Source organism: uncultured Bradyrhizobium sp. (genome assembly GCF_947648125.1).
In the GTDB taxonomy this organism is placed as follows: Bacteria; Pseudomonadota; Alphaproteobacteria; order Rhizobiales; family Xanthobacteraceae; genus Bradyrhizobium.
The window spans coordinates 172,542-196,736 of the sequence record NZ_CANSMR010000015.1 but is presented as its reverse complement, the minus strand read 5'-3'; the positions used below and the strand labels follow the sequence as shown (position 1 = coordinate 196,736).

27 protein-coding genes and 1 pseudogene are annotated in these 24,195 nt (G+C 61.4%); 13 read left to right on the top strand and 15 right to left on the bottom strand.

Annotated features, from left to right (window positions below):
- The first annotated feature begins 348 nt into the window (after positions 1-348).
- The 8 genes from Q0030_RS25080 (at position 349) to Q0030_RS25050 (ending at position 5,456) form a co-directional block, all read left to right on the top strand.
- Positions 349-534, top strand: coding sequence for a hypothetical protein (locus Q0030_RS25080; RefSeq protein WP_298372905.1), 186 nt, complete (start codon positions 349-351; stop codon positions 532-534).
- Positions 535-640: 106 nt separating this feature from the next.
- Positions 641-1,708, top strand: coding sequence for a hypothetical protein (locus tag Q0030_RS25075; protein WP_298372902.1), 1,068 nt, complete (start codon positions 641-643; stop codon positions 1,706-1,708).
- Between the two features lie 587 nt (positions 1,709-2,295).
- The gene (locus Q0030_RS25070; RefSeq protein WP_298372900.1) at positions 2,296-2,889 is read left to right on the top strand and encodes a hypothetical protein; all 594 of its coding nucleotides are present in this window, start codon (positions 2,296-2,298) and stop codon (positions 2,887-2,889) included.
- Positions 2,890-3,156: 267 nt separating this feature from the next.
- Positions 3,157-3,927 carry a hypothetical protein gene (locus Q0030_RS25065; protein ID WP_298372897.1) on the top strand — a complete coding sequence of 257 codons (771 nt, stop codon included), beginning with the start codon at positions 3,157-3,159 and terminating at the stop codon, positions 3,925-3,927.
- Positions 3,928-3,982: 55 nt separating this feature from the next.
- Positions 3,983-4,231, top strand: a complete 249-nt coding sequence (locus Q0030_RS25060) for a hypothetical protein (protein WP_298372894.1) — start codon at positions 3,983-3,985, stop codon at positions 4,229-4,231.
- Between the two features lie 31 nt (positions 4,232-4,262).
- Positions 4,263-4,682: a hypothetical protein gene (locus Q0030_RS25055; protein WP_298372891.1), complete on the top strand. Its 420-nt coding sequence runs from the start codon at positions 4,263-4,265 to the stop codon at positions 4,680-4,682.
- Positions 4,683-4,854: 172 nt separating this feature from the next.
- Positions 4,855-5,190: a P27 family phage terminase small subunit gene (locus tag Q0030_RS40605; protein ID WP_363323485.1), complete on the top strand. Its 336-nt coding sequence runs from the start codon at positions 4,855-4,857 to the stop codon at positions 5,188-5,190.
- On the top strand, positions 5,190-5,456 hold the full coding sequence (locus tag Q0030_RS25050; protein WP_298372888.1) for a hypothetical protein: 267 nt from the start codon (positions 5,190-5,192) through the stop codon (positions 5,454-5,456). Before Q0030_RS40605 ends, Q0030_RS25050 begins: the two co-directional genes overlap by 1 nt.
- Positions 5,457-5,976: 520 nt before the next feature.
- Here the strand turns inward: Q0030_RS25050 and Q0030_RS25045 are convergent.
- The gene (locus Q0030_RS25045) at positions 5,977-6,165 is read right to left on the bottom strand and encodes a hypothetical protein (RefSeq protein ID WP_298372885.1); all 189 of its coding nucleotides are present in this window, start codon (positions 6,163-6,165) and stop codon (positions 5,977-5,979) included.
- Between the two features lie 84 nt (positions 6,166-6,249).
- On the opposite strand from Q0030_RS25045, the gene Q0030_RS25040 reads away from it, so the two are divergent.
- Positions 6,250-8,355, top strand: coding sequence for a hypothetical protein (locus Q0030_RS25040; RefSeq protein WP_298372882.1), 2,106 nt, complete (start codon positions 6,250-6,252; stop codon positions 8,353-8,355).
- 128 nt (positions 8,356-8,483) lie between these two features.
- Here the strand turns inward: Q0030_RS25040 and Q0030_RS25035 are convergent, their stop codons facing one another.
- From Q0030_RS25035 to Q0030_RS25010, 6 genes are all read right to left on the bottom strand, one after another.
- On the bottom strand, positions 8,484-9,026 hold the full coding sequence (locus Q0030_RS25035; RefSeq protein WP_298372879.1) for a hypothetical protein: 543 nt from the start codon (positions 9,024-9,026) through the stop codon (positions 8,484-8,486).
- 1,273 nt (positions 9,027-10,299) lie between these two features.
- Positions 10,300-11,067: a hypothetical protein gene (locus Q0030_RS25030; protein WP_298372877.1), complete on the bottom strand. Its 768-nt coding sequence runs from the start codon at positions 11,065-11,067 to the stop codon at positions 10,300-10,302.
- 23 nt (positions 11,068-11,090) lie between these two features.
- The gene (locus tag Q0030_RS25025) at positions 11,091-11,402 is read right to left on the bottom strand and encodes a hypothetical protein (RefSeq protein ID WP_298372876.1); all 312 of its coding nucleotides are present in this window, start codon (positions 11,400-11,402) and stop codon (positions 11,091-11,093) included.
- Between the two features lie 88 nt (positions 11,403-11,490).
- Positions 11,491-12,108: a hypothetical protein gene (locus Q0030_RS25020; protein ID WP_298372874.1), complete on the bottom strand. Its 618-nt coding sequence runs from the start codon at positions 12,106-12,108 to the stop codon at positions 11,491-11,493.
- A gap of 87 nt (positions 12,109-12,195) precedes the next feature.
- A complete protein-coding gene (locus Q0030_RS25015; RefSeq protein WP_298372871.1) occupies positions 12,196-12,621 on the bottom strand; it encodes a hypothetical protein in 426 nt (141 codons plus the stop codon).
- A 12-nt stretch (positions 12,622-12,633) separates the two neighbouring features.
- Positions 12,634-12,834, bottom strand: coding sequence for a hypothetical protein (locus tag Q0030_RS25010; protein ID WP_298372869.1), 201 nt, complete (start codon positions 12,832-12,834; stop codon positions 12,634-12,636).
- A 62-nt stretch (positions 12,835-12,896) separates the two neighbouring features.
- On the opposite strand from Q0030_RS25010, the gene Q0030_RS25005 reads away from it, so the two are divergent.
- The 4 genes and pseudogenes from Q0030_RS25005 to Q0030_RS24990 form a co-directional block, all read left to right on the top strand.
- Positions 12,897-13,163 (top strand): hypothetical protein, encoded by a 267-nt coding sequence (locus Q0030_RS25005; protein WP_298372866.1) that lies wholly within the window; start codon positions 12,897-12,899, stop codon positions 13,161-13,163.
- A gap of 131 nt (positions 13,164-13,294) precedes the next feature.
- On the top strand, positions 13,295-13,636 hold the full coding sequence (locus Q0030_RS25000) for a hypothetical protein (protein ID WP_298372863.1): 342 nt from the start codon (positions 13,295-13,297) through the stop codon (positions 13,634-13,636).
- Positions 13,637-13,653: 17 nt separating this feature from the next.
- Positions 13,654-14,640, top strand: coding sequence for a site-specific integrase (locus tag Q0030_RS24995; protein WP_298372861.1), 987 nt, complete (start codon positions 13,654-13,656; stop codon positions 14,638-14,640).
- Between the two features lie 38 nt (positions 14,641-14,678).
- A pseudogene (locus Q0030_RS24990) lies at positions 14,679-15,752 on the top strand (ComEC/Rec2 family competence protein); the annotation flags it as partial.
- Here Q0030_RS24990 and Q0030_RS24985 read toward each other — a convergent pair.
- From Q0030_RS24985 to Q0030_RS24950, 8 genes are all read right to left on the bottom strand, one after another.
- Entirely contained in the window at positions 15,749-15,976 is a 228-nt protein-coding gene (locus tag Q0030_RS24985) for a hypothetical protein (RefSeq protein WP_298372968.1), read from the bottom strand. The pseudogene Q0030_RS24990 and the gene Q0030_RS24985 sit on opposite strands and share 4 nt — an antisense overlap.
- 145 nt (positions 15,977-16,121) lie before the next feature.
- Complete coding sequence (locus Q0030_RS24980; protein ID WP_298372859.1) at positions 16,122-16,550, bottom strand: hypothetical protein; 429 nt, start codon at positions 16,548-16,550, stop codon at positions 16,122-16,124.
- Between the two features lie 256 nt (positions 16,551-16,806).
- Positions 16,807-17,511, bottom strand: coding sequence for a transcriptional repressor LexA (lexA, locus tag Q0030_RS24975; protein WP_021079225.1), 705 nt, complete (start codon positions 17,509-17,511; stop codon positions 16,807-16,809).
- Between the two features lie 230 nt (positions 17,512-17,741).
- Positions 17,742-18,953, bottom strand: coding sequence for a gephyrin-like molybdotransferase Glp (glp, locus tag Q0030_RS24970; RefSeq protein WP_298372855.1), 1,212 nt, complete (start codon positions 18,951-18,953; stop codon positions 17,742-17,744).
- Between the two features lie 23 nt (positions 18,954-18,976).
- Positions 18,977-19,603, bottom strand: coding sequence for an HAD family phosphatase (locus tag Q0030_RS24965; protein WP_298372852.1), 627 nt, complete (start codon positions 19,601-19,603; stop codon positions 18,977-18,979).
- Positions 19,604-20,618: 1,015 nt separating this feature from the next.
- Positions 20,619-21,821 carry a threonine--tRNA ligase gene (thrS, locus tag Q0030_RS24960; protein WP_298372849.1) on the bottom strand — a complete coding sequence of 401 codons (1,203 nt, stop codon included), beginning with the start codon at positions 21,819-21,821 and terminating at the stop codon, positions 20,619-20,621.
- Between the two features lie 266 nt (positions 21,822-22,087).
- Positions 22,088-22,750 (bottom strand): response regulator transcription factor, encoded by a 663-nt coding sequence (locus tag Q0030_RS24955; protein ID WP_298372846.1) that lies wholly within the window; start codon positions 22,748-22,750, stop codon positions 22,088-22,090.
- Positions 22,747-24,168 carry a histidine kinase gene (locus tag Q0030_RS24950; RefSeq protein ID WP_298372843.1) on the bottom strand — a complete coding sequence of 474 codons (1,422 nt, stop codon included), beginning with the start codon at positions 24,166-24,168 and terminating at the stop codon, positions 22,747-22,749. The genes Q0030_RS24955 and Q0030_RS24950 overlap by 4 nt, the downstream gene beginning before the upstream one ends.
- Positions 24,169-24,195 lie beyond the last annotated feature (27 nt).

Here is a 24,195-nt window from a genome sequence, read left to right as displayed (position 1 = left end):
CCGCAACAGGTAATCGGGAGTACTTTCTGAATAGGCCGGTTTCGATCGGTGAGCCTCGCAACGACAAGCGATCTTAGTCCAAGCGCAAGCCCGCTCCCACGCAGTCACGAATTGTTAAAAATCGACTGCAAGTGGCTCAATTGCTGAAAATCAGCACGATAGTCGCTGTATAATTTAGGTCGCGATGCTGAGTCACCGATTTGGAGACGGCCCCAGCTCGCACCCGGCACGATCGGCCCTTTAGCCGAGTGCACCGCCCGGTAGGGCAACCCCAAATATATTCGCCACCGCCTTTTAGCGAGTGTGCCGCAAACTCGTACTAGTCCATTACGGCAGTGGGGGGAGAACATGGTTTTTCGCGATGGCAGCCATATCGACGACGTCTATTACACAGGCGGACGCGACATCACCATCAAGACCTATTTCGGTCGCGACGATGAGCCGGATTGGCGCAGAGTGCCGGTTGCCGAAATGCCGAAAGAGTGGCTGCTGGAAGTAAAGGCCGCAGTAGACGGAGCGCTGCGCGTTGGCTGAGGAAAGAAAGCCAGAGCGAAAGACCGAACCCGGAAGTCTCCTATCTCAATGGTGGACCGTACTTCGCGTTCTCTACGACAGGCGGACGAAGTCACGACACGCGACAGTGACGATGGTCGTGGTTGAGGCATTCAGGCGGGATTTTGGAAACGGCCGCGCCAGCATCAGCTACATCAAACGCGCAACCCGCCTGGACGACAAGACCATCATCAAGACGTGCCGCGAGTTGGCCGATTGGGGATTTGTGGTGCGGCACGTCGTCAGCGGAAGGGCGACGGAGTACGTGCCGGCCTGGGCAACAACTAAACCGTACCCGATGAGCGCCTCTGGTGATTTTGCCACTAGCGAAAACACCTCTGGTGATTTTACGGGAGGTGCCTCTGGGATTTTTACCGGAGGTGCAGCCCAAACCTCCCCCGTTTTTTCCAGAGAATCCTACTTACTATTACCGGCTGACTCTAAGACAGACGGTAATAGTAATGTATCCGCTTCCGCGTCGGGCGTGGCCATGCCGGCCAGCCCTAGCGGCGCGGGTAGTAAGGCTCCTGGGGACGACTTCGAACGCGTCTGGAAGGCCTATGGCAAGCTGGGCAACAAGCAGGCCAGCAAACGCGCCTTCGCAACCCTTCAGAATCCGGACGTTGAGCACATTGCAGAGCGTGCCGCGTCATGGGCGGCTAGCGCGAAAGGGAAGCGCATGCCGCTCGAGAAATGGCTTGCCGAGGAGCGCTATGACGAGGCCGACAGGCGCGCGGCAAAGCCCCATGCAAGCGATCACGATGACGAGGAGGGCGATGACATGGCTAAGACCACCAGGGCCGACAGGCACAGGGCTGAGATTGACGCTGCCAAACGGGCAGATGCTCTCGCTGAGCAGAAACGGCGTGAGAGCATTCGCTGTCAGGTGCCATTCGGCACCACCTTCGTGGCAAATGCCAGCGAGTTTGTCCAAGAGGACGGCACCTCGCGCCTCATCCTGCATACCAGTCACGGCGAGGTGAGCGTCATCTTAGAGTCGCCCAACTCGGAACTACAGGATGCCGGGCAACGTCATTTGTCGCAACTGACTACAGCAGCCGGCCTTGGCGAAATCGACGACAGCGCGGAGCTGCACGGCATTCCCATCGTCTGGACCAAAAAAGGGTTCGCCTCGGCGAGAGAAGTAGCGGCATGACCAACTCAGCGAGCGCTAACGACAATAGCCCATCAGCCGATACACCCGCCTGGGACTCGGTGATGCGGATCCGGCCCAGCCCGACAGAGCTTGTTGACTTGCTTCGGCACGTCGCTGGCGTTCCAATTGGCCCGTTGCGGCCCGAAGCGCTGGATGCATTCGTGCCTGAAGTGCTGCGCGGCAACGAATGGCGAGGCCGCGATGGCCGGTGGCGTCCTTGCGAGAGCTATGAGCAACCTCGCGGCTCAAGACGGGCAGGCACGTCCAGCAAGCCCACCAGGCCGGTGCTGCTGGATCGGCTGCAGGACGTGGGTGCGCCTTGGTCGCGGTGGTCCCCTGCGGTTGCGGATGGGGCGGAGTTCATGGCCGGCCGTACTGTCCCTGCGCTCGGTGGGCGACAGATCAGATTCGGGGCGGTCGAGGATGCCATGATTGCATTGATCGATGCCCAGCGAGCGCCGCCTGGCGCGGCCAATGACAACGAGCCTTCCGCAGGGCGACGTCGCAGATCAAGGCGCAAGCCATCATGGTCGGCAGCCAAGGCTGCCTGAACACAATCTAATCACATTCCGGGACGGATAGAGGACGTGGGCATCAGCGATGCCCGACGTGACTTCGGCGCGCCGGTTTCGGCCGGTGTCCCCTTTTTGCCAACCATCTCAAAATTTCAGGAATACAAAATGCGCAAATCCGAGTGCGTGAACATGCTTGCGCGTCACTTGGGCGTGCGATCCACCCGCCTTACTTCACTTACGCAGCGCCTCGCTGAGGCGGGACAGCTGCCCGTGTCGTCCGGACCGCCGTATCCGGACCTTGCGCCAGTCGAGGTCGCCAGGATGTTGCTCATCGGTATCTGCGATGAGGGGATTGGCGCTGCACCGAAGACGATTGAGCGCTACTGCGGACTCCGTTGCGGCGCAATCGATTTAGAAACCGCGCTCGCTCACGCGCTCAGCCGGCCTGAGAGCGTATTGGCTGCCCATGCCAGCTTGAGGATCAGTACAGGCGACCATCCGCAGGCGATTCTTATCACCGTCTCGCCAGATGGATTGCGGGAACAGGTGTTCGGAGAGCCATCGTTCGGCAGCGTTGAGCGCATCGTTACTGTGTCGGGCAGTGCGCTCGCTGCCATAGCCGACGAGATCAACCAACCCGCGCAGGCGGCGCAATCAGGAGACTAAAGAATTTGCCAACCGGCAGAATTGAAAGTTGGATTCACGGGAAGGGTTACGGATTTGTTCGCTCCGACGAGCCAGACGGCGGCGTCACATTCATTCACGTTTCCAGGCTCGATAAAGCCGGAATTCCGTTTCCGGAGATCGGGATGCGCCTAAGCTACGCTACCGAATTGCACGAAGGCCGCCGTCGCGTGACGCACTGTTGGCTGCTCAACGACTAGCCACAATCATCACCACCCGCGCCACCACGGCGCATCCATGGAGTCATACTTGGCTAAACAAACCAAACCAACCACGCAACTCGACCGCATCCGCGAGGTCAGTCCGCGCTACGCGGATTTGCTCGAGGCCTGCGAGAAGTACACAGCGCGCTTTGACGAAATCAAGCGCGAAGTCGGCGGCAACGCTTCCACCTGGCTAACCCAACTAGATTCCGCGAACAATATCGTGTCCCAAGGCTGGGAGGAGAGTCTCGGCGCGCGAGCCGTACGAAACCGAAGTTGGGTCGATGAAACGCCACGACAAAACCAGCCGAAGCCGAGGCCTGTCGTGCGTCACGCGGGCGCCGTCGAACTGTTGGGCGACTTGTTGCCGCCGCAGCCGGATAGCGAAGTTAATCCGCCGCCGTTGCCGCAGGCATGGCCCGAACGAGATCGATATCAATCGCTCGCTGCGGAACAAGAGTCGATAAATGAGGCGCTGAAGCTGCTCTCGATTGAGATCGAGCATGAGAGGAAGTCATACAGCAAACAGGTCGCAGAGCAACGCCTCGCTGCGTACTCCGAGCGCGTTGAGCGGGCAGTTGATGCCGCGCGATCGCTGGGAGATGCGATCGTTGAGATTTATGCTTACCTCAACCAAGCGAGGTTTGACGGGGTCGAGCTCCGTCACTTCAAGCCGGTGAACCTGGAACAGTTCGGAGACCTTCGAGGTGGCTCACCGTTGTACGAGATGATCGCCAACGCCGTCCAGAACGGCCACGTTGGTGGCGGAAAGCTGCCGAGTTGGAAGGTTCCCGGGCCGCTGGCGCTTTTGAATTGAGGAAATCTACATGACGAACAAATCTAAAACCGACGCTATGCGCCAGCGATACGAAATGAAGGGCATGCTCGCGGAGCTTGAGCAAAACGCGAATGCCGAGGCCGAGCAGCACAGGGCCAAGACTCGCGGCAAGCGCTTGCTCGCGGCCGAGGCCGAAGTCGAGGCACAGACGAGAAAGGATGCCCATCTGCCGTGGCGCGAGATGCAGCCTGCGAAACCGCGCGCAGCTAAGCCCACCGCGAAGAAGGCGGAGCCAAAACCGCAGCGCGCACGCATGAACCGCGCAGCGCTGCGCAGCAAGTAAAGCCGCACGGTGGGCACCGTCCGGGAACGCAGTGTCCACCACCATTCATCATCATAAGGAATCATTTCACTTGAGAGACATTACCCAAAACATCGGCACCGTCCTGGCCATTGCGCCGGCTGTGCAGACCGCGACCGTAAACGGTGCACCGATCGATACTACCAATTTTGAATCAGCCGCGATCGTAATCAGCACCGGAGCTATCGTTGGTGCTGGTAACTTCACCGCAAAGATTCAAGATAGCCAAGATGGCACCAACTTCGCCGATGTTGCTGCGCAGTTCTTGGTCGGATCGCTGCCCGCTGCACTCGCGGCATCTAGCACTTACAAACAGGGCTACCTAGGTGCCGCACGTTACATCCGTGCGGTGTTGACGCTGAACAGCGGTACGTCGATTGCGGCAGGAGCGGTCGCCGTGCTTGGCAATCCAAAGGTCGCGCCCGTCGCATAGCGCGGCGCGCATGTTGATGGGTCGGCGTGGCGGGAACAGTGCGCCGGCCCATCAACAGCCGCTGACCCCCGGCACCCCCAAAAAGTGTAGCCGAGCCACCTTCAAACACCGCCGCCCAACCTAAACGCTCGCGCGCGTTGCCCCAGAGTTTAAAAAATTTTGAGATCACACTTTGACCACACCGCGACCACCCGGCCACCTGTCGCGCACCGCCAAGGCATGGTGGCGACAAGTCCACGATGGCTATGATCTGGACGAGCATCATAGGCATTTGCTCCGCCTCGCCTGCGAATCCCTTGACGAGGCCGAAAAGGCCCGCGCCGCGCTGGCGGAGCAGGGTCACGTAGTGCTCGACCGGTTTGGCTGCCAGAAATCCTCGCCGTGGTGCGACATTGAGCACAAGGCGCAAAACAGGTTCCGGATCCTCTGCCGCGAACTCGGTTTGGATGTGCAGCCGGGCGAAGGACCGCGAATGCCGCGAGATACGACGTATGGGAGCCGCAGGTAATGCCGGTTCGAAAGCGTAACAACAAGCGCCGTAGAGCGGACACCCTCGATGACTGGGAGTGGACGTTCGATATGGGCTGGCCGTGTACCGGCGAACTGTGGGGCATTGTCGAACTAGACGAAAGCGGCCAGCCTCCACGAGATGCGGTTGAGGGTGCCTGGCGACGGTTCGGCAAGCAGTTCATGGAAGAATTCGAGGCGCGCAATGAACCGTTCACGCCGTGGGCACTTGAGCAATTCGGCGATCCGCGATGCCCGCCCGCCTGAAGCGCAACAAGCGCCGCCATTCTGTGCACGTGACGCCAGAGGCAGTCGCTCTGTTCTGGCAGGGTCTGCGCGACCCGAGCAATCAGAGTATCCGAATTAAGCTCGCCGCCGCGCTTGGCCGGTCGAAGTTCGCCGCCAGTCCGCTAGACCTTGAGCCAAGGTCGTTAGTGGGGTGCGACACGGAACCGGTTGAGGCGGTGCTGGAGCTTCGGGAGCAACTGCTCAACGCTGTTGAGGCTGATCACCGACCTAGATCGGTGAGGGCATCTTTCAGCAGTAGGGCGAGCCGGCTCTCGCACTCCGAAATAGCTGCGGGATCGGATGTATCATCGACAACTATTTGTCCGCTGACATAGCCATCACGCGACCTGACGTCGAAGTTCCGGCAGATCACGCGTTGGCTTGCAGCGTTGGTCGCTCTCTGGAGCGGTCCCCATTCGATAATTGAAGCCATCTTAGATATCCCCGACTCAAGTCTAGCCGGCAAATTCTAGCACCGTTTGGCTTGCCGTGGCGGGGATCAGTCTCGCGTATCCAAGGAGATCTGCAGCAGCGACGCTTTGACCATCACCGCCGCAGGAGTGCGCTTCAACTTCTTGGCGATCTTCGCTACACCAGCCTTTTGCCTGGCGAGCGCCTTCAAAGTTTTCACGTCGTCCTGCGTCCACTCGCGACGCTTGACGCTCTTCTTCTTGGCCTTCTTCGCCATGTTGGCTCCTTTGAATTAGGAGCGGCTTTTAGCACGTGTTCGTAGCGAAACAATGATCGCGTCGTACTCAAATAAGGAAGTAAATTGTCCAACGATCTCGTCGTCCAACTCGGCGCCAAACTCGACCAATTCCAAAGCGATATGAATCAGGCTGGGAACATCGCGGACAACGCGGTAGCTCGCATCGAGCAATCATTCGCCAACCTCAACCCAACTGCTGGCGGCTTCGCGTCGCTTGGTGTTGCCGCCGCTGGCGTGACCGGCCTGGTTGGCGGGCTCTTGGCCGCTCTTACCAACGTGAACAGCCAGCTTGCAGAACTGCAGAGGAACGCTGAATTCACTGGCGTGACTGCCGAGCGATTTCAGCGGATCCAATTTGCGGCTGGGCAGGGCGGCGTTTCCACCACGGACTCGGCTACCGATCTCCAGAAGGTCGCCTCGCTGCTGGCTGACGCCAAGGAAAACGAGAATTCGTTGACGCGTCTGCTTGATGCTAACAACATCAAGTATAAGGACCGCAACGGCCAGATTATCAGCATGAACCAGCTGCTTGCGATTGCTGGCGATCTGCTGAACAAGTTCGACTCTATACCCGAGAAGACAAAGGCCGCGCAGATGCTCGGCCTGTCTCAGGGCTGGGTTGAGGCGCTTCGCAACGGCAGTCGGTCGTTCGAAGAACTCGCGCAGAGCGCGGACGCTGCAGGTGCCGTGATTGATGGCGCGACGGTCGCGAAAGCGGCTGCATTTGATCGCGCCTGGAAAGCATCGTCAGCTCAGCTGGCTGCTCAGTTCAAGTCTGTAACTGCGGACATTGCTGGCTGGCTTGATGGGTTGATTGATAAAGCCAACGATCTGGTGAAGAAGGCGCTCGAGTCGCAGAACATCCAGCCTGGTAGTGGTCAGCAGAAGTTCAATGCTATAGCGGATGCTTCTGCGATTTTTGCCAAGGACGCGGTTGGGGCTGCGCAAGACGTTGACCAGCTTACGCGCGCAATTGAAAATTTGAACGCTTCGGGGAAGCCAGAGAATCTTCAAATTGCCGCTGGACTTGAGCTTATCCGTGCCAAAGCGCAACTCGCCGCAGACATGGTCAAGTCTGTCGCCGAGCAACAGTCAAGGGCCGATTTTCCAAACGGCGTGCCCACTCCTCAGGCGCGCCCGGCCGCGGCGAACAATGCCGACCCGAATGCCGCACATCTTCCAAAGCGCAAGGACGGAGAAGAGGCGGCAGACGCGTACGATCGCGCAACGGAGTCGCTGACCAAGTACATCGCAACGACCAATGCCGCTGCGGAATCTGAGGGTAAGGGCGCTGCTGCTACGGAGGAGGCGAAGGCCGAGGCTCAGCTTCTGAACGCTGCCCGCCTGGCTGGCATTCCAATCACGGATAAGGTGCGCAATCAAATTCAGGATCTTGCGCAGGATGCTGGCGCCGCTGCCGAGGCCCTGGCCAAAGCCAAGGCTGCATCTGATATTCAGTTTGGCGGCAAGTCCGCGTTTCTATCCCCGCAAGACCTGGCGATTGCCCAGCAGCTGAAGAGCATTTACGGCAACGACATTCCAGAGGCGTTGCGCAGTGCCGAGGCGGCTGGACTGCGTTATAATGCCACCATCAAAGAGCTTGCAACCCTTGGCCAGCAGGTCAACAGCGGCTTCTTGGTAGATTTTGAAACCCAGATCCGCAACGGCGCATCCGCCATGGACGCGCTAAAGACCGCTGGCCTCAATGCGCTCGGAAAGATTGCGGACAAACTTGCCCAGATGGCGGCCGATAACCTGTGGTCGTCAGCCTTCGGCGGCTCGTCTGGCGGCGGGTTCAATCTGTTCAGCCTGTTCGGCGGTGGCAGCAAGGGCATCAATGCGACGGATGGGATAGGTGGGTTCGGTCCAACGGTGCCGGCATTCGCAACCGGTACCGACTTCGCGCCTGGCGGCATGTCGCTGGTTGGCGAGAACGGTCCTGAATTGGTCAACCTTCCTCGCGGTTCTCAGGTCGTTCCAAATGACGTGCTGCGGAATGGTGGTGGGGCGGTCACCGTGAACGCTGGCAGCAGCATCGTGGTTCAGGGAAGCGCCGACGCAAAAACGCTGGAACTGATGCGGGCCGAATTGGCGAGGCGGGACGCTCAGTTACCCATGCGGGTTGTTGCCGCCGTTCAGGACGCTAAGGCGCGTCGTGTTTTAGCATAGGGCGCGCGTATAGTGGCAATCACCTACCCCATAGACATCCTGCAGAATGGCGAGTTCTGGACCACGGAATTCGATTTTCTGTGGGCGCAATGAATGTCGATCGGTCCTAGGGCGGTCAGCGCCCCCTGTCACTCGAGCCTATACTTCCTGCCGTTGGTGTTTGGGTCGGTGTTGTCGCTCGATGAAAACATCAGGATCGGCGCTGTCTCATCGGCTTCTTTGTAGAGCCGATAGAGGCCACGGCCTTTCGCGGAGATATCTTGCGGATCGCTGTTCGCTGGTCCGACCAGCACGTCGTCTTCATAAAGCTTTGCCTCCCGCAGCTGCCGTTGCGGGTACTTGATGACAATGACCCACGCTTCGCCCTGCCAGCGACGGAACACACCGTGCAGGCTGTGATCGACCGGCTTTGCAGGTATCATGTAAAGGAATGCGCTCGACGCTAGAGCAAGGAGCGTCGAGCCAATCGCGACATGCGTGCTAGAGACATCTCGCGTGATCTTCGATCGAGCGTTGTCCTTGATGGCGCCGGCCGACACATAGAGGTTGTAGGCCTCCGACATGCCCCGTTGCCGACCTTCTTCAAGGCCAAGCCGATAGGCGATGTAGGCGCAGGCGCAAAGGAGCGCCGCACAAGCAAGCGGAACAAGAATGGAAATCAGCACCGCCACAATACTTTAAATTGTCGCCCAATCGTCGGGCAACCGTACAGTCTTTACGAATAGAAAGAAATCACTCGCGTTATTGTTTTGTGCAGATTTCTTTTCATACTTTCGGATGGCCGATTGCCGCATATAGCCCCCGACTCCTGGCCTCCGCCATAAGGCGAGTGAACCGGGGAGGGCAACTAGGATTTGGGAAATCTTGAGATCGCGCAGCGATTGTCGGGCAGGCTAGTCTGGCTTTGGGGGCCGACCTTTCCGTGGCCTTGAATCGAGTAGATCGGGCAGCGGTGCCATCCTTGGACGTGGCGCGCTTTCCAGATCGTCCTCGGCCTCATCATCCGATTGCCTCCGACTGATCACACGTCCGATTACCCCGACGACAACTAGCAACGAGCCTGCCGCAATGAGCCAGTGCGGCAATTGCATTGAGCCTATCGCTGTGTTGATGAAATCCACTTATTTCTTCGCCTTAAGTCCGAGTTCGACGAGGCGGCGGATTGCTTCCGACCGCCTAGCCACGTTGTCGTCGCCGTGAAGGACGCCGAGGCGCGTCGGGTTCTTGCTTAGTACAGGAGCGGCGAAAAATCATGGAACCAACCGTCCGGTGGGTAGTTTATCAGGTCATCCACAACCGGGGAAATCCATCATGACTGACGCCCATCCAACGTCTGCGGATGCACGGCCGCGATCGGCGCTGCTGCTGCTAGTCGCTCTACTCGCTCTCGTCGTCGCTGGCGCTGCGCTTTGGGCGAGCTACAGTAACACAGCAAGGCCTGCCCCACGGGAACATGCTGCGGCGACTCCACAGCAGGACCCTGCCATTGCCCAGATCAAGGAAACTTTAGCGTCCGTCCAGCAGGCCGTGCAGGGGATTCAGTCGGATCAGCAGAAGCTCGCCGCCCAATTGAATGACGTCCAGCAAAAGTCATCTACACAGCATAGCGAACAAAAGCTAGTATCTGATCAGCTCGGCACGCTCAGCGCGCGAGTCAATTCGTTGGAATCTGCGAGGGCTGAGAGCCCCGCTGCGGCGCCCCAGGTCGCTCCAGACGCGCCAAGGGCCAAGCGCACCAAGCGATAGTTGCTTTTAGGTAATCGGCGCGAGAAGGGCACGCCGCGCACCAAGGAAGGTGCGCGGTCCGTGATCTCCGGGGCTGGCGGATGAACCATCACGGACCGCGCACCGCGCCGCTGGCGGGTGTTTCATAAGTAGCGAACAGGCTGAAAGGTTCCAGCCGAATTGAAAATCGTCGCCGCATAAAGATTTAGCAGTTGATCCTTAGTTGGTTCCGGCCTGCCGCTTTATCTCGTCCACGCTCCGATAGTCCGCAGGAAAAACGCTATTCACCGCCAGATTTCGAAGTGTCAACGATATGTCTGCCGACTCGCCATATGCGAATTCCTTGAACCAGGTAATTTCGGTGAGACCCGGATCCGGGTTGTCCCCAGAGGTCGAACAAACCAGATTGAAGGGCGGAAATGATATCTCTGAAAAAAGTTGAATGCCATGACCATTGATTCTGCCGGTCAAGCCAGATTGCCGAGTGGCTTTGGAATTCCTCAGATCGTAGAGCCCTAGATATATCCGCTCTTGTCCGGAATCTCGCGATTCCGGGTTCAGAAGATAGCGCACTAATTCGGGATTCTTCTGCGTAACAGCTGGCGGGGAAGCGCTGCAGAACATCACCAATATCTGCTTATAAACGTTGAGCGGCTTTATCGTGCACGGGATAATCCCGACACGGTCGGGCGGCATCCAGCAATAAGGAAACAGCTGTCGGGCGAATGCCACATAAGGTTTGCCGTACCAGCCACCTGTTTTGCTATTGCACTGCTCGCAAAGAGTATACGCGCCAGCCCCGCGTTGCTGTGTCCTGCCCTTCGGATTGTCGAGATGCTCGAGCATGTCTCCAGCTAGAACTTTTTCGATGTCCGACAGCAGAACCTTCTGATCATTAAATGCGGCCTCAGGCGGGATATGCTCAAAGCTGAGCGGACCGCTGCACCCGCACAGGTGACATTGTCCGTAACGCCTCAGTTTCGCCATAGCCTCTTCCGCGAATCGATTGACTACCTCGCCACCCGAACGTCGCCGTAATCTGCTTCCATCGGCCGCTCACCGTCAAAATCGGTATGAGCGAGCAGGGCGCCTATACCAAACAGCACCATTCCGCCAATCCAGACGAGACACGTTGCTGTCAGATAGGCTGACGTTCCGACGCCAATATTGCCGGTGAGACCGAACAGCGTGCCCGCGTTGAACAGCAGTCCGATGACGCCCCAGAGCCAAAACAGTACGGCAAGAAATCCTTTTGAAGCGCCGTGGTTGCTTCTGAGCCGAAAAGTTCGTTCCCACGCATCTTTGCGTTTAAACAGTTTCATTAAATCCCCCAAGCCAGTCGCAACTGTAGATCGATGGGATTGGGTGGAGCAACTAGTCTTTGGAGTGGATCGGGGGCTATTAACGGGATTACTGAATTGTCTTTCCGGTCGTCCATTGTGGCGGATTAGTTTTTGTATTCAGTGAGAATGGATCGGATTCTGATTGGGTATGCACCCAGAGAGTGTCGTAGTTCGTGATGAAGATGATTGTCGCTGCCGTCAGTTTGCTCCCTTCGGGGAACTTGAACATATTTGGAAAGGGGCAGCCGTAGCTCGCCGACTGCAGGGGCCGTAGCGAAGCTTCGCCGTCCGATGCTGTTATCGGAAGTTGCGCAATTTTGACATTGGTATCGGTGCTGACATTCTCCAGTCTGCAGGTGATTTTCAAATGATCGAGTGAAAAGAGCGCGCTCTTGTTGGTTACGGAGAAAGGCACGTCAAACGCATTGCCGGAAGAAGGGAAGCCGGGGACGAAAGTCGGGGCGACGGGCCACGGTGGTCCACCTGCGATCTGGTACACAGACGCAACAAATCCGATCGTTCCAACGATTGCTGTCCCGACAATAAACTTGATTGCCCGCCGTCTCCAGGGCGCGCGTTCTTTTGCCATGCTTTCTGACGAGGCTGGCAATTGTGCGCGTTTTGCTTGAGCTGCTTTACGCCTCTCAGCTCTTTTAGAGAGGTATCGTTCGCTTCTCTTGTTCACGGAAATCGCCACGGTCTAGCTGGTCTAACGCTGCCCGAAATTGAGCGGCGAAATCGCGGATGCCGTCTGTATCAAGCACCTGCACCGTCATAGCGCATCGTCGTCCACGGTGGAGGAAAGTCTGTAGTTTTCAACTTGTGCCCTTCCAGTACCACTCTTCAGAACCCGCATTGTTAGATATCTATATTTTCCCGCGATCAGCATTTGGAGTAACGGCGAGATAGCGTCGGGCGCCACGTCAAGATAGGCCGTATAGTCCTTGCCGCGATAGAGAACGCCACCAACGTTCTTGACCCTCTTCTTCCAACTGGGCCTGATCACTGGATGGAGAAGAGCCCGCACCGAAGTCGCCTTGATGTTGGCGGGGAGCATGAGCTTTCCTTTGATCTCTATAGGGCGGTACTCGTGGTGATCACCTGCCTCGACCGATAGACTGTAATTCCAATCCCAGTCTTCTATCTGAATGAGGTGATTAATTTTCTCGCCGACGATGACGCGTTTCGCTGCTGCCATCCTTTCATAACCTCAACCTTTGGTCTTGCTGCGCAGCGCCTGCCGCATCAGCGTCCGGATTGCTTCCGGCCTCGTTTGAGCGGTGTCTTGCTTTGCTATCCAGTCATCGACCGCCGTCAGATCGTCGGGCTGCAGACGCACCTGAATCTGGGTGCCTTGGCCGGTGGCCGGTGGCCCGCGTTTTTTCTTTGGTACCAAGGTTTGACGTTTCATGGAATCTCTGGTACCACAGTTTTGGGGCCGGTCAAATGAGCCGGTTCGACAGGGGAATAGCAATGTCTCATCTGAATCTTAATGCTAGCGCGGGCGTTGATCCATCCACGCCTTTTTTCGCGGGCACCTACTATACCGGCCTGCGTGCCGAGGGCTGCGACCCGGTTATCCGTGACGGCGGCCTCCACATGCTTCTCAATGGGGCCTCCGAGTTTGGCGCGTGGGCCGCGCTCCACGACCCTGACGGCTCGGCACGACTCGAATACGCACGCGCCGCATGGGCCGCGCGGACTTCGAATGACGAGATCATCCTGCTGGGCGCCGGCTAGCGGGTTGGCCCGAGCGGGTACGGTATAATTCGCTACGGTGATTTGAGTCGCCTCAGCGACCAACCATCCGCCTCGGAGCGTCGGCTGCCAGCCGGCGAGGTACGAAGAGCAATTTTCTTAGGGGCACGCTCTTGCCCGATCCCGCCAACGACAACAGCCGCTTGCTCACGCCCGAGCAGGCGGCTTTGAGGCTCAACATCACCAACGACCAATTGAGCGCGCTCACCAAGGATGGTGAGATCGCTTACATCAACGTCGGCCGAGGCAAGAAGCGTCCGCGACGCCGCTACAAGGAAGAATTTATCAACGAGTTTGAAGCGCGTCGCACCAGGAGAGAAGTACCGTGTCAGTATACCGGGACAAGCGTTCGCCGTACTATCAGTACGACTTCCAACACGCCGGCAATCGGTTTTCTGGCAGCACGAAATGCACGACGCGACGCGATGCTGAAAGGTTCGAAGCTGCAGAACTAGAGAAGGCCAAGGCGCTGATGAAGGCAACGGCGCGCGCCAAGGCGTCGTTGGCTATCGACGACGTCGCCGCCCGTCTCTGGAACCATAGCGCTCAATACGATTCGGAGCCGAAGGCCACTGAGACCAACCTGGCGCGTCTGGTCGAATACTTCGGGCCATCGAAGCCGCTGACCGAGATCGACAACCAGGCCGCCAAAGACATGGTGGCGTGGCGGCGCGGGCAGCGCGTCAAGCGGCGCGGCAAGCGGACCAAGGAAGCGGAGCGGGCATTACCACTGGTCTCCAACGCCACCGTGAACCGGTCGGCTACTAAGGTGCTACAGCGACTGTTCGCCTTCGCTAAGTCCGAGAAGGCGGTATTCGAGAACGAGCCGGATTGGGAAGACCTGTTGCTGGACGAGCCAGAGGAGCGTGTACGCGAACTAAAGCTCGAGGAAGCCGACGCACTCGACCAGGCCATGCGCGACGATTACGGCCCGTTCTTCGACTTCGTGCGGGCTAGCGGCATGCGGCTGAAGGAGTGCGTCACCCTGCGTTGGGAGGAAGTGGACTTCGGCGCTAAGCAGATTGTGCGCCTCGGCAAGGGCCGCAGGCGGGTGGTGTTTCCGATCACGGCGGCGGTGCGTGAGATCCTGTACCCGTTGCAGGGACAACACCCGGAGTTCTGCTTCACCTACGTGGCAGTTTACGGCAATAAGAAGCTGGGTCGGGTGAGGGGGCAGCGCTACGCTCTGTCTTATAACGGAGCCAAATCAGCTTGGCAGCGGATGCGGGCGCTCTCTGGGCTCGCAAACTTCCGCTTCCATGACTTCAGGCACGATTTCGGCAGTAAGCTTCTACGCGACAGCGGAAACCTCAAGCTGGTTCAAAAGGCGCTCAATCACCGGGACATCAAAAGCACGCTGCGCTATGCGCATGTGCTGGATGAGGATGTTGCTGTAGCCGTCGAGCGGCTTGCAAAGTCCCGGAGGAAGTCCCGGAGTGGTATTAAGAAAGCTATCTAAGCTGTTGAATTAACGAACGATATTTGACTTCGAAAACGAGCTTCCAGATGTCGTTTGCGGCGACGCTCGGGCTGGTGGCGCTGGTGCAGATCGGGCTGCCGAACCTGCTGGCGTCGCCCGATCATTCGGCGACCGCGCGGGTCGCGCTGTGGGGCGGGCGTGAGCTCACGATGCTGATGTTGGCCTCGCTGGTGGCGGGGCTCGCGACGACGCCCTACGCCGCGTTCCATTTCCACCGCGTCACGCCCTACGGGCTGCTGGCGAACCTCGCGGCGATGCCCGTGGTGTCGGCGGTCGTGATGCCGGCCGGCCTGCTCGGGCTCCTCGCCATGCCGTTCGGCTTCGACGGCGTGTTCTGGGCGATCATGGGGTTTGGCATCGACTGGATGATCCTGGTGACACAATGGGTCGCGGCGCTACCCGGCGCGGTCGGCCGGATGGCGGCGTTCGGGGTCGGGCCGATGATCGTGGCAAGCGCCGGCCTCATCCTGCTCGGGCTGTTGCGCACGCCGCTGCGCTGGTCGGGTGCGGTGCTACTGGTGGTCGCCTCGGTCTGGGCGATCCTAGTGCCGCAGCCGGACGTGCTGGTCTCCGCCGACGGCCGCAACGTCGCGGTACGGGGCGGCGACGGGCGGCTGCATCTGATGCACAGTGCGAAGGACGCCTTCCTCGTCAAGGAGTGGCTGGCGGCCGACGCCGATGCGCGGACCGCCACGGACGCGTCGCTCGGCGAGGGCGTCTCCTGCGATCCGAGCGGCTGCGTGACGCAAGGTCCCGGCGGCGCCTTCGTCGCGCTGGCGACAAGGCCCGAGGCGCTGACTGATGATTGCGAGCGGGCGGCGCTGATCGTGACCGCGCGGCCGGCGCCGCGGGGCTGCGCGGCCTCGGTGATCGATGCGGAGCGGTTGCGGCGCCACGGCGCGCTGGTGCTGCGGCGCATCAGGGACGGCTACGCCATCGATGCGGTCAAGCCCGGCGGGATCGACCGGCCGTGGTCGCCGGCGGTTCCCGGCGATCGCGAGAGCGAGACCACGCTACGCACGCCCGCGACGGCGCAGCGGCCCGCGGTCGACGCGACGCCGGCCGAGACCGATCTGCAGGGCGAGGATTAGCGGTTGTCGGGCGAGGGGCCGGTCGGCAATTCAAACAGGCCGAGATGGTATTCGTCGGAGTCGGGGCCGGCGTCGGGCTTCTTGACGAGGGTGAAGGAAGCCTCGGGAAACTGCTCCCAGACCTTCAGGTCGTCAGCCGTCACCGTCAGCCAGCCGAACCGGAACATGTAGCGGCCCGGCTCCGTGACGCGTCCAGCCTTTTGCCATGTGACCTTGTCGACCACCACGCACGTCCTCCGTGCCCGATGATGCGCCAAGGCGCGCGCCGACGCAATTCTCCAGCTGCGCCCCGGAACCCTGCGTCCGGGGTCGCTCGAAATCGCTTAGGTCACTCGCCGCCGGACAGCTCATTCCGCGGCGACGATGCGTTCAACCCAAAAACAGCGACGCAAATGCGGATGGCCGCCGCTCCACAACCTTCGGCTTCTGCTCGACCGGCGGATGTAGTGCCGGCAATTGCAGCACGCTGACGCGTTGTCCCTCGACGAGCTGGGTCACCAGCACATGGCTGCCGTCGGGGAATTCGACCGCGTCATGATGGCGATCGGGAACGTCGGGCTCGACTTCGTTGAACACGCCGACGCGGAAGTTCATCGTCTTGGTCCAGATCCAGCGGCTGTCGTAGCGAACGTTCTCGGTGAAGGCGAGCTCGGTGCCCGGCAGCATGCAGACCGCGACAGTGGGATCGTTCTCCGAAGCAAAGCCGCGGGTCGACGTGCCGCGGAAAGTCGTGGTGATCAGCGTCTCTCCAACAATGGCGGGGCGCGACGCCACGGCGTGCAGACTATAGTCACACATCGGATGGCTCCTCTGTTCGAGGGTAGCGACCCGTGCCTCTCCTTGAGGCATAGGGCCTCTACCAGAGTGGACGATAGCGAACGAGTGTCTCCTCGTTTCTGGGCGATTGTACGACTGGCGGCCGAACGCCCCAATCACAAACACGCGACGCTGCGTGAGAGGTATCGGAGCGCATCGGGCAAACAGCACGTTACGCTATCATTCAAGGAACGATCCGATGTGTTGCTCGTTCCCTGCCGCCGCAAGTATTTGAAATTCAGTATTTGCGGTAGAGGCCGATCAGCTTGCCCTGGATGCGGACCCGGTTCGGCGGCAGGATGCGCACTTCATAGGCGGTGTTGGCCGGCTCCAGCGCGATCGACGCGCCGCGGCGGCGGAAGCGCTTCAGGGTGGCTTCCTCCTCGTCGATCAGCGCCACCACGATGTCGCCGGTGTTGGCGACGTCGTTGCGCTGGATCAGCGCCATGTCGCCGTCGAGGATGCCGGCGTCGACCATCGAGTCGCCGCGCACTTCCAGCGCATAGTGCTCGCCGGCGCCGAGCATGTCGGGCGGCACGCTGATGGTGTGGCTGCGGGTCTGGAGCGCCTCGATCGGCGTACCGGCGGCGATCCGGCCCATCACGGGGACCGCGACCGGACGGTTGCCGTCGTCCTCGGCGATCGGCGGTGTGCTGGTGCGCTTGCCGAGGGTGCCTTCGATGACGCTCGGCGTGAAGCCGCGGCGGCCGTTGCCGCCGCCGGCCGAGAGCTCGGGCAGCTTGATGACCTCGATGGCGCGGGCGCGGTTGGGCAGGCGGCGGATGAAGCCGCGCTCCTCCAGCGCAGTGATCAGGCGGTGGATACCGGACTTCGAGCGCAGGTCGAGCGCATCCTTCATCTCGTCGAAGGAGGGCGGTACGCCGGCCTCTTTCAGGCGTTCATTGATGAAACGCAGAAGTTCGTACTGTTTGCGCGTGAGCATCTCGAGTATTCCCCCGGTTGATAGCGTCGTTCGATTCCGAGACTTTCAGGCGGGGCCTGACCTCAGGAGCACGGTGCTCATGACGAGCGCTCCCTCGCGGCCTCCCAATTGTAGACACCAGTACTCGAAACAAATCATGAACGGACACTATATGTTCGATATGTGTTCCGCAACCACTTAATTTCCGGTGAATGTAACCGGCAACGCGCAGTCGGCGGGCCGTGAGAGCCTCACTCGGGCAGCGTCAGGATCTCGCATTCGCTGCCTTTGACGGCGGCAGGCGCAAACGGCGGACGCACGAGAAGTGCCCGTGCCGCAGCGAGATTCCCGAGCAACGACGAGTCCTGCTGCATGACAGGCGTTGCGATCAGCGTGCCGTCCTCGCGCTCTTCGAGGCGTGCGCGCAGATAGTCCTCGCGCTGGTCGTTGGCGGCGAGGTCGCGGCCGAGCAGGGCGCTCGCGCGGACATGATGGACGGCTTTTCGGCCGCTCAGCGCCCGAATCAACGGCACCAGAAACAGGAAGGCGCAGATATAGGAGGATACCGGATTACCGGGCAGGCCGATCACCCGCATCGCGCCGAGCCGGCCATGCATCATCGGCTTGCCGGGCCGCATCGCGATCCGCCAGAACGTCATCTCGACGCCCTCGGCCTCCAGCGACTGCTTGACCAGGTCGTGGTCGCCGACCGAGGCGCCGCCGGTCGTGATCAGGATGTCGGCGCCGGTCTCGCGGGCCCGGCGGATGCCGGCGGTGGTCGCTTCCACCGTGTCGGCGGCAACCCCGAGATCGACGGTCTCGGCGCCCTCGGCGCGCACCAGCGCCCCCAGCGCGTAGCCGTTGGAATAGACGATCTGGCCCGGGCCGGGCTGCGAGCCCGGCATCACCAGCTCGTCGCCAGTCGCCAGCACCGCGACCTTCGGGCGGCGGTGCACCGCGAGGTCCGGATAGTTCATGGCGGCCGCCAGCGACAGCGCGCGGTCGGAGAGGCGGCTGCCGGCGGCGAGCAGCACGTCGCCCTCACGGAAATCGACGCCGGCGGGGCGGATGTGCCGTCCGGCGGCAGCTGGCTCGGTGATCGTGATGTGGTCGCCGTCGACCGCGGTGTCTTCCTGGATGATGACGGCGTCGGCGCCGTGGGGGATCACACCGCCGGTGAAGATCCGCACCGCTTCGCCGGCGCCGACCGGGCGCTCGAACGGCCGGCCGGCGGCGACTTCGCCGATCACTTTGAGCCGGGCCTTCAGATCACCAGCGTCGGCCGCGCGCACGGCGTAGCCGTCCATCGCCGACATCGGCTGCGGCGGCTGGGTGCGCCGGGCGGCGAGGTCGCGCGCCAGGGTGCGGTGGTAGGCGGCATCGAGCGCGACCATCTCCTCCGGCAGCGGGTCGGCATCGGCGAGGACGGCGGACAGGGCATCGGCAACCGGCATCAGGGCCACGCTCAGAGCTCCTCAATTCCTAATCACATACCAAGTGCGGTCAGAGCCCTCGCCACGTCATCCGTCGATGTCACGTGGATGGCATGAAGGCCGCGCGCCCGCGCGCCTTCGATATTAGCGGCCAGGTCGTCGAAGAACAGGATCCGCGACGCCGGCACGCCGATGGCTTTTACCACATGATCGTAGGCTTCGGCGTCGGGTTTCCGAAAGCCGATCGTCGAGGACAGGAAGACGTTGCGGAAATGGCTCAGCAGCTCGGCATGGATGACCGAGAAATGCGCGACATGGGCCGGATTGGTGTTGGAGAAGGCGTAGAGCGGCATCCGCTTCGCGGCGGTCGCGAGCAGGGGGGCGATCCCCGGCATCTCGCCGGTGAAGATCGCATTCCAGCCTTCGAGGAACTGCGCATCGGTGATGTCGATGCCGAGCGTCCGGCGCAGGTTTGCGAAGAACGCCGCGTCGTCGATCCGGCCGATCTCGTGATGCTTGAAGCTGTCGTCGACGACAAAGCGCGTGGCGAGGTCGGCCGGAGCGCAGCCGGCATGCTGCGCCCAGTGCGCCATCACCTTCTCGAAGTTGATGTCGAGCACGACGCGGCCGATATCGAACAGCAGCACGTCGACGGAATCGGGAGAGAGTTGCGAGGTCATTGCGTGAAACCGTGTACGAGAATTGCGGGCGGGCGGCAATGTCCTCGATTTGTGCGGCAGGCATGCGACGATGGCGGCGGGGTGTCGTCCCTGCGAAAGCAGGCTCACGGCCACGGCCAAACTTTCAATTCCGCGCTCCTCCGGGTGACGGTGATAGAGACGAACTCGAGATCTCCCCAATAGTCGTCCTGGCGAAAGCCAGGACCCATAACCACCGCGTTCGGTGATGAACGGGATCGCGGCCCCAGCGTCGCGCAACAATGGGCACTTGGGGTAATGGGTCCTGGCTTTCGCCAGGACGACGATGAGGACGGTTCTCGCGCGATGCGACGCGCCGTCACTGCGTGGTGTCATCGCCCATGGGCCCTGAGCGATGAGTTTGACTTCCGATAAAGCGAAATATTTTTGCGGTGGAGGTTTGCACCGGCGGGCAAATCAGTGATTGGGCCTTACGGGCTTTCGATGCGCAGCGACTTGGCCGCCGGGCAGACCTCTCATATCCTGGAAAGCGCTAGGCCGAGGTAGGCGATCAGCGCGCCGGTGCTGAGGATGACGACGACGAGCGCCTGCTCTGAACGTGCCTGCAGGGTTTTTCGGCTCACTGTGATGACGCTCCATCCTTCAAGATCATGCTGTCCAACTCACGTCGGCTGATATCCGTTCCGGTTCCTGTCGGGAACTCTCATCAATATCCAGCTGCGTCGGCACGCCAGGGTCGCGTCTCGTTGCAGGCCGGAAACGCACAACGCCGCCCGCATTGAAATACGACGGGCGGCGTTGGTTCTAGCCCCAGGAAGAATGGCAAAATCCTGACGTCATGGATACGCGCGAGAGAGCAATAAGGTTCAGTCTTCGGCTCCGTATGAGTCCGGTACTCCGAAGGAGCAAAGCAAAGTGCCGTGGCGAGGTCTAGGATCGCGTGACCAAGTTGCTCTGGCCTCAGCGTGTACCCCCTCGCTGGGGCCCTTTGTTTGGGCCGCGGAGCTCCCGGCACAGCGGACAACGCGCAGCGAGTTCACTCGGCGTTCTGGCCCGGACGAGCACGCCGTCGAAGCGCCCGGACCGCGTCAGCCAACGGCAAAACAGAAACGGCCCCGACGCGCTCGCGGAGGCTCACGGTGCCCTGTTGCGCTTCACGCTGCCCGACGACGGCCACCACAGGAATACTCGCCTCATGCGCGGCAACGATCCGTCGCGACAGCGTGTCGGCGCCGGCGAACAGAACGCCTCTGATGCCTTGAGCTTCGAGTGCATCGAGAACCTTGACCGCGTAATCGTAATGATCACGCGAGATCGGCGCGACCGCAACCTGGTCGGGCGACAGCCAGAACGGCAGCGCGCCGGCGTGATGTTCAAGCAGCATCGCGATGAAGCGACCGATCGAACCGAACACTGCATGGTGGATCATTACCGGGATCGCGCGATTGCCGTCCGGTCCGACATACGACGCGTCGAGACAGCCCGGCAGAACGCTGTCGAGCTGAACCGTTCCGCATTGCCAGGATCGGCCCAGCCGATCGCGCAGCGCAAACTCCAGCTTGGGCCCGTAGAAGGCGCCTTCGCCGGGCTGGATCGTGTACGACAGGCCGCATGGGCGCGCGGCCGCGGCAAGGGTCGTTTCCGCCCAATCCCATAATTCGTCTGAACCTGCGCGCGCAGCCGGCCGGGTGGAGAGCGACACCTCAGGCGCCGGGAAGCCGAACTCGGCATAGACTTCCGACAGCAGCGCAACGAAGCGGGCGACTTCATTGGGCACGTCCTGCTCGCGGCAGAACACATGGGCGTCGTCCTGCTCGAAGCCGCGCGTGCGCATCAGCCCGTGCAGGGAGCCTGACGGCTCATCGCGGTGGCAGATGCCGAACTCGGCGTAGCGCAGCGGCAGGTCGCGCCAGGAGCGCAGGCGCTTGTTGAAGATCTGGACGTGGCAGGGACAGGACATCGGCTTGAGTGCCATTGCGCGCTCGCCGTCGGCAAAGCCGAACATGTGCGCGCCGAATTTCTCCCAATGGCCGCTTTGAATCCAAACCTCGCGGGGCAGCAGCTGGGGCGTTCGCACCTCTGCATAGCCCAACCGGCGCATTTTGCGGCGGATGTAGTCCTCCAGGACACGATAAAGCGTGTTGCCACGCGGATGCCAGAACACCATCCCTGGCGCATCCTCCTGGATGTGCCAAAGATCGAGACGCGTTCCGAGGCTTCTGTGATCGAGATCGTCCATAGCATGCTCTCCTGATTGGAAGCAGCGCGGACGAGTTTTGCGCATGAAAAAAGCCCCGTCCGTCGCCGGCGGGGCCTTGTCTGGTTGTGCAGTCTGTTACCGCATGCGACCAGGAGACGACCCGCCAAGGCTGGTCGTCGCGGTGGTCAAAGACATGGAACAGATGTTGCGCATGTTGCTATTCTGGATTGTCTGTCCGGTCTCGTCAACCTGCCCGCAAGGCGGGAACGGTCGTGGCGCAGCCTCAGTCGTTCGGCGATGCGGGCTCACCGTTCGCCCAGATCGATCTGCGTGAGGATGCCCTGCCGCAGCGCGAGGCGGACCAACTCGATGTCCGTGCCAACGCCGAGCTTGTCCTTGATCAGGGAATGCAAGTTCGCGACCGTCTTGGGGCTGAGGTGCAGCGTCTCGGCGATCTCGTCGGTGGTCTTCTCCGCGAGCAGCATGCGCAGCACCTCGAATTCCCGCGCAGTCAGGAGGTCGGCGGCTGCGCGCTCGCCGGCGAGGTGGCTGAGCGCGAGTTCGTGGTCGATATCCGGACTGATCGCGATCTTGCCGGACAGCGCATCCATCACGGCATGCACCAGCGTCTCCGGCGGGCTGGTCTTGGTGACATAGCCGCTCGCGCCGGCGCGGATCGCTTGCACGGCAAACGCCGCGTTCTGGTGCATGGTGAACACCAGGATCTTTGCGCGCTTGTCCCACTGCCTGAGGCGCCGGATGGCCTCGATGCCGCCGATGCCGGGCATCGACAGGTCCATGATGACGAGGTCGGGCCCGGTCTCCTTGTAAAGGCGGTAGGCCTCGACGCCGTCGGAGGCCTCGGCCACGACGGCGAGGCCCGGCTGCTTCTGCAGCATCGCCCGGTAGCCTTCCCGAACGACGGCGTGGTCGTCGACCAGCATGATGGTTCGCGCCGTATTGCTCATGCCGCGCGTTCCACAAATGCGGCCTCTCGGCCGGCCGCGGCGGGAACACTGACGCGGAGCGATGAGCCGCTGGACTGCCCCGCCTCGAAGCTCAGCTGCCCGCCGAGCGCGGCGACCCGCTCGCGCATGCCGAGCAGGCCCATGCCGGACTTCACTTGAGGATCGCCCTGGGGATCGCCGGGCCTGCCATCATCGTCGATCGCGAGCACGATTTCGCTGTCGCCGCCGGTCGAAGCCGCCTCGCGCATCTCAAGCCGCAGCATGACGCGCGTGGCGCCGGCGTGCTTGGCTGCGTTGGTGAGCGCCTCCTGCACGATGCGATAGAGATTGGCGCCGGTGGAGGCGGGGATGCGTTCGAACGATCCCGATATGGCGATCTCGAACCGCGGCTGCCCCCGGCTGCGGCCGTTCCAGCCGGCGACCAGGCCCTCCAAACTGGCGGCGAGTCCGAGTTCGTCGACATCGGGCGGCCGCAACCTGAAGAGGGCGCCGCGCAACGTCTCCATCATGTCGGTCGCGGTCCGTGCGATGCCGTCGCATTCGGCGAGCAAAGGCGGGCAATCTTGCGCCGCGGTGAGGCGCGCCGAGGCGGCCAGCGCGCGGATCGCGGCCAGCGATTGCCCGAACTCGTCATGCAGCTCGCGCGCCAGATGTCGGCGTTCCTCGTCCTGCACCACGATCAGTTTCTGCGTCAGCGCGTTGCGGTCGGCAAGCGCAGTAGCGAGGCGCTCGGCGAGCTGATTGAAGACGTCGCCGATCGCCGACAATTCGGCGAGATCGAACGGCGGCAGGCGCGCGGCGAGGTCGCCTGCAGCGATCCGCTCGAGCCCGTCGCGGATCAGCCGCGTCGGACGCAGCGCACGCGACAGCGCCGCATAGACCAGGGCGCAGAGCAGCGGCAGCGCGATCATGAGCACCGCCATCAGCCGGCCGGCGTCGTGCCAGGCCTCGGTCGTCAGCACCGCCGGATCGACCCAGACCACGGCCTCGCCGATCGCCTGGCCGCGCGCAATCACAGGGCGCACAGTCTCCCGGCCGGGATCGAACAGGCGGCGATAGAGCGCCGCGAAAGCCTGCGGCGGCGCGGCCGTATCGGTCTGCGTGCCGCCGCAGAAGCGCTGGCTGATCTCGCCGTTATTGTTGCGAAACGCGAGGCACAGGCCGGGCGCCATGACCGAGGCGGCAACGCTGTCGAGATCGGGGAAATCGGAGCGTGGATTGTTCAGCCACTGGATCTTGCTCTGCTGCAACTCCAGCGTCCTGGCGGCGACATCGGCAACGGCAGCGATCCTGGCGCGCACTGAACGGTCGGCCTCGATCAGGAAGTAGCCGGAGATCGCTGCAAAGCAGAGCATCGACACGGCCGCCACACGCAATGTCAACCGCAGCTTCAGATCGCTTCCGGACCAATTCCACATCGGCGTATCCTCAGAGGCTGCAGACGA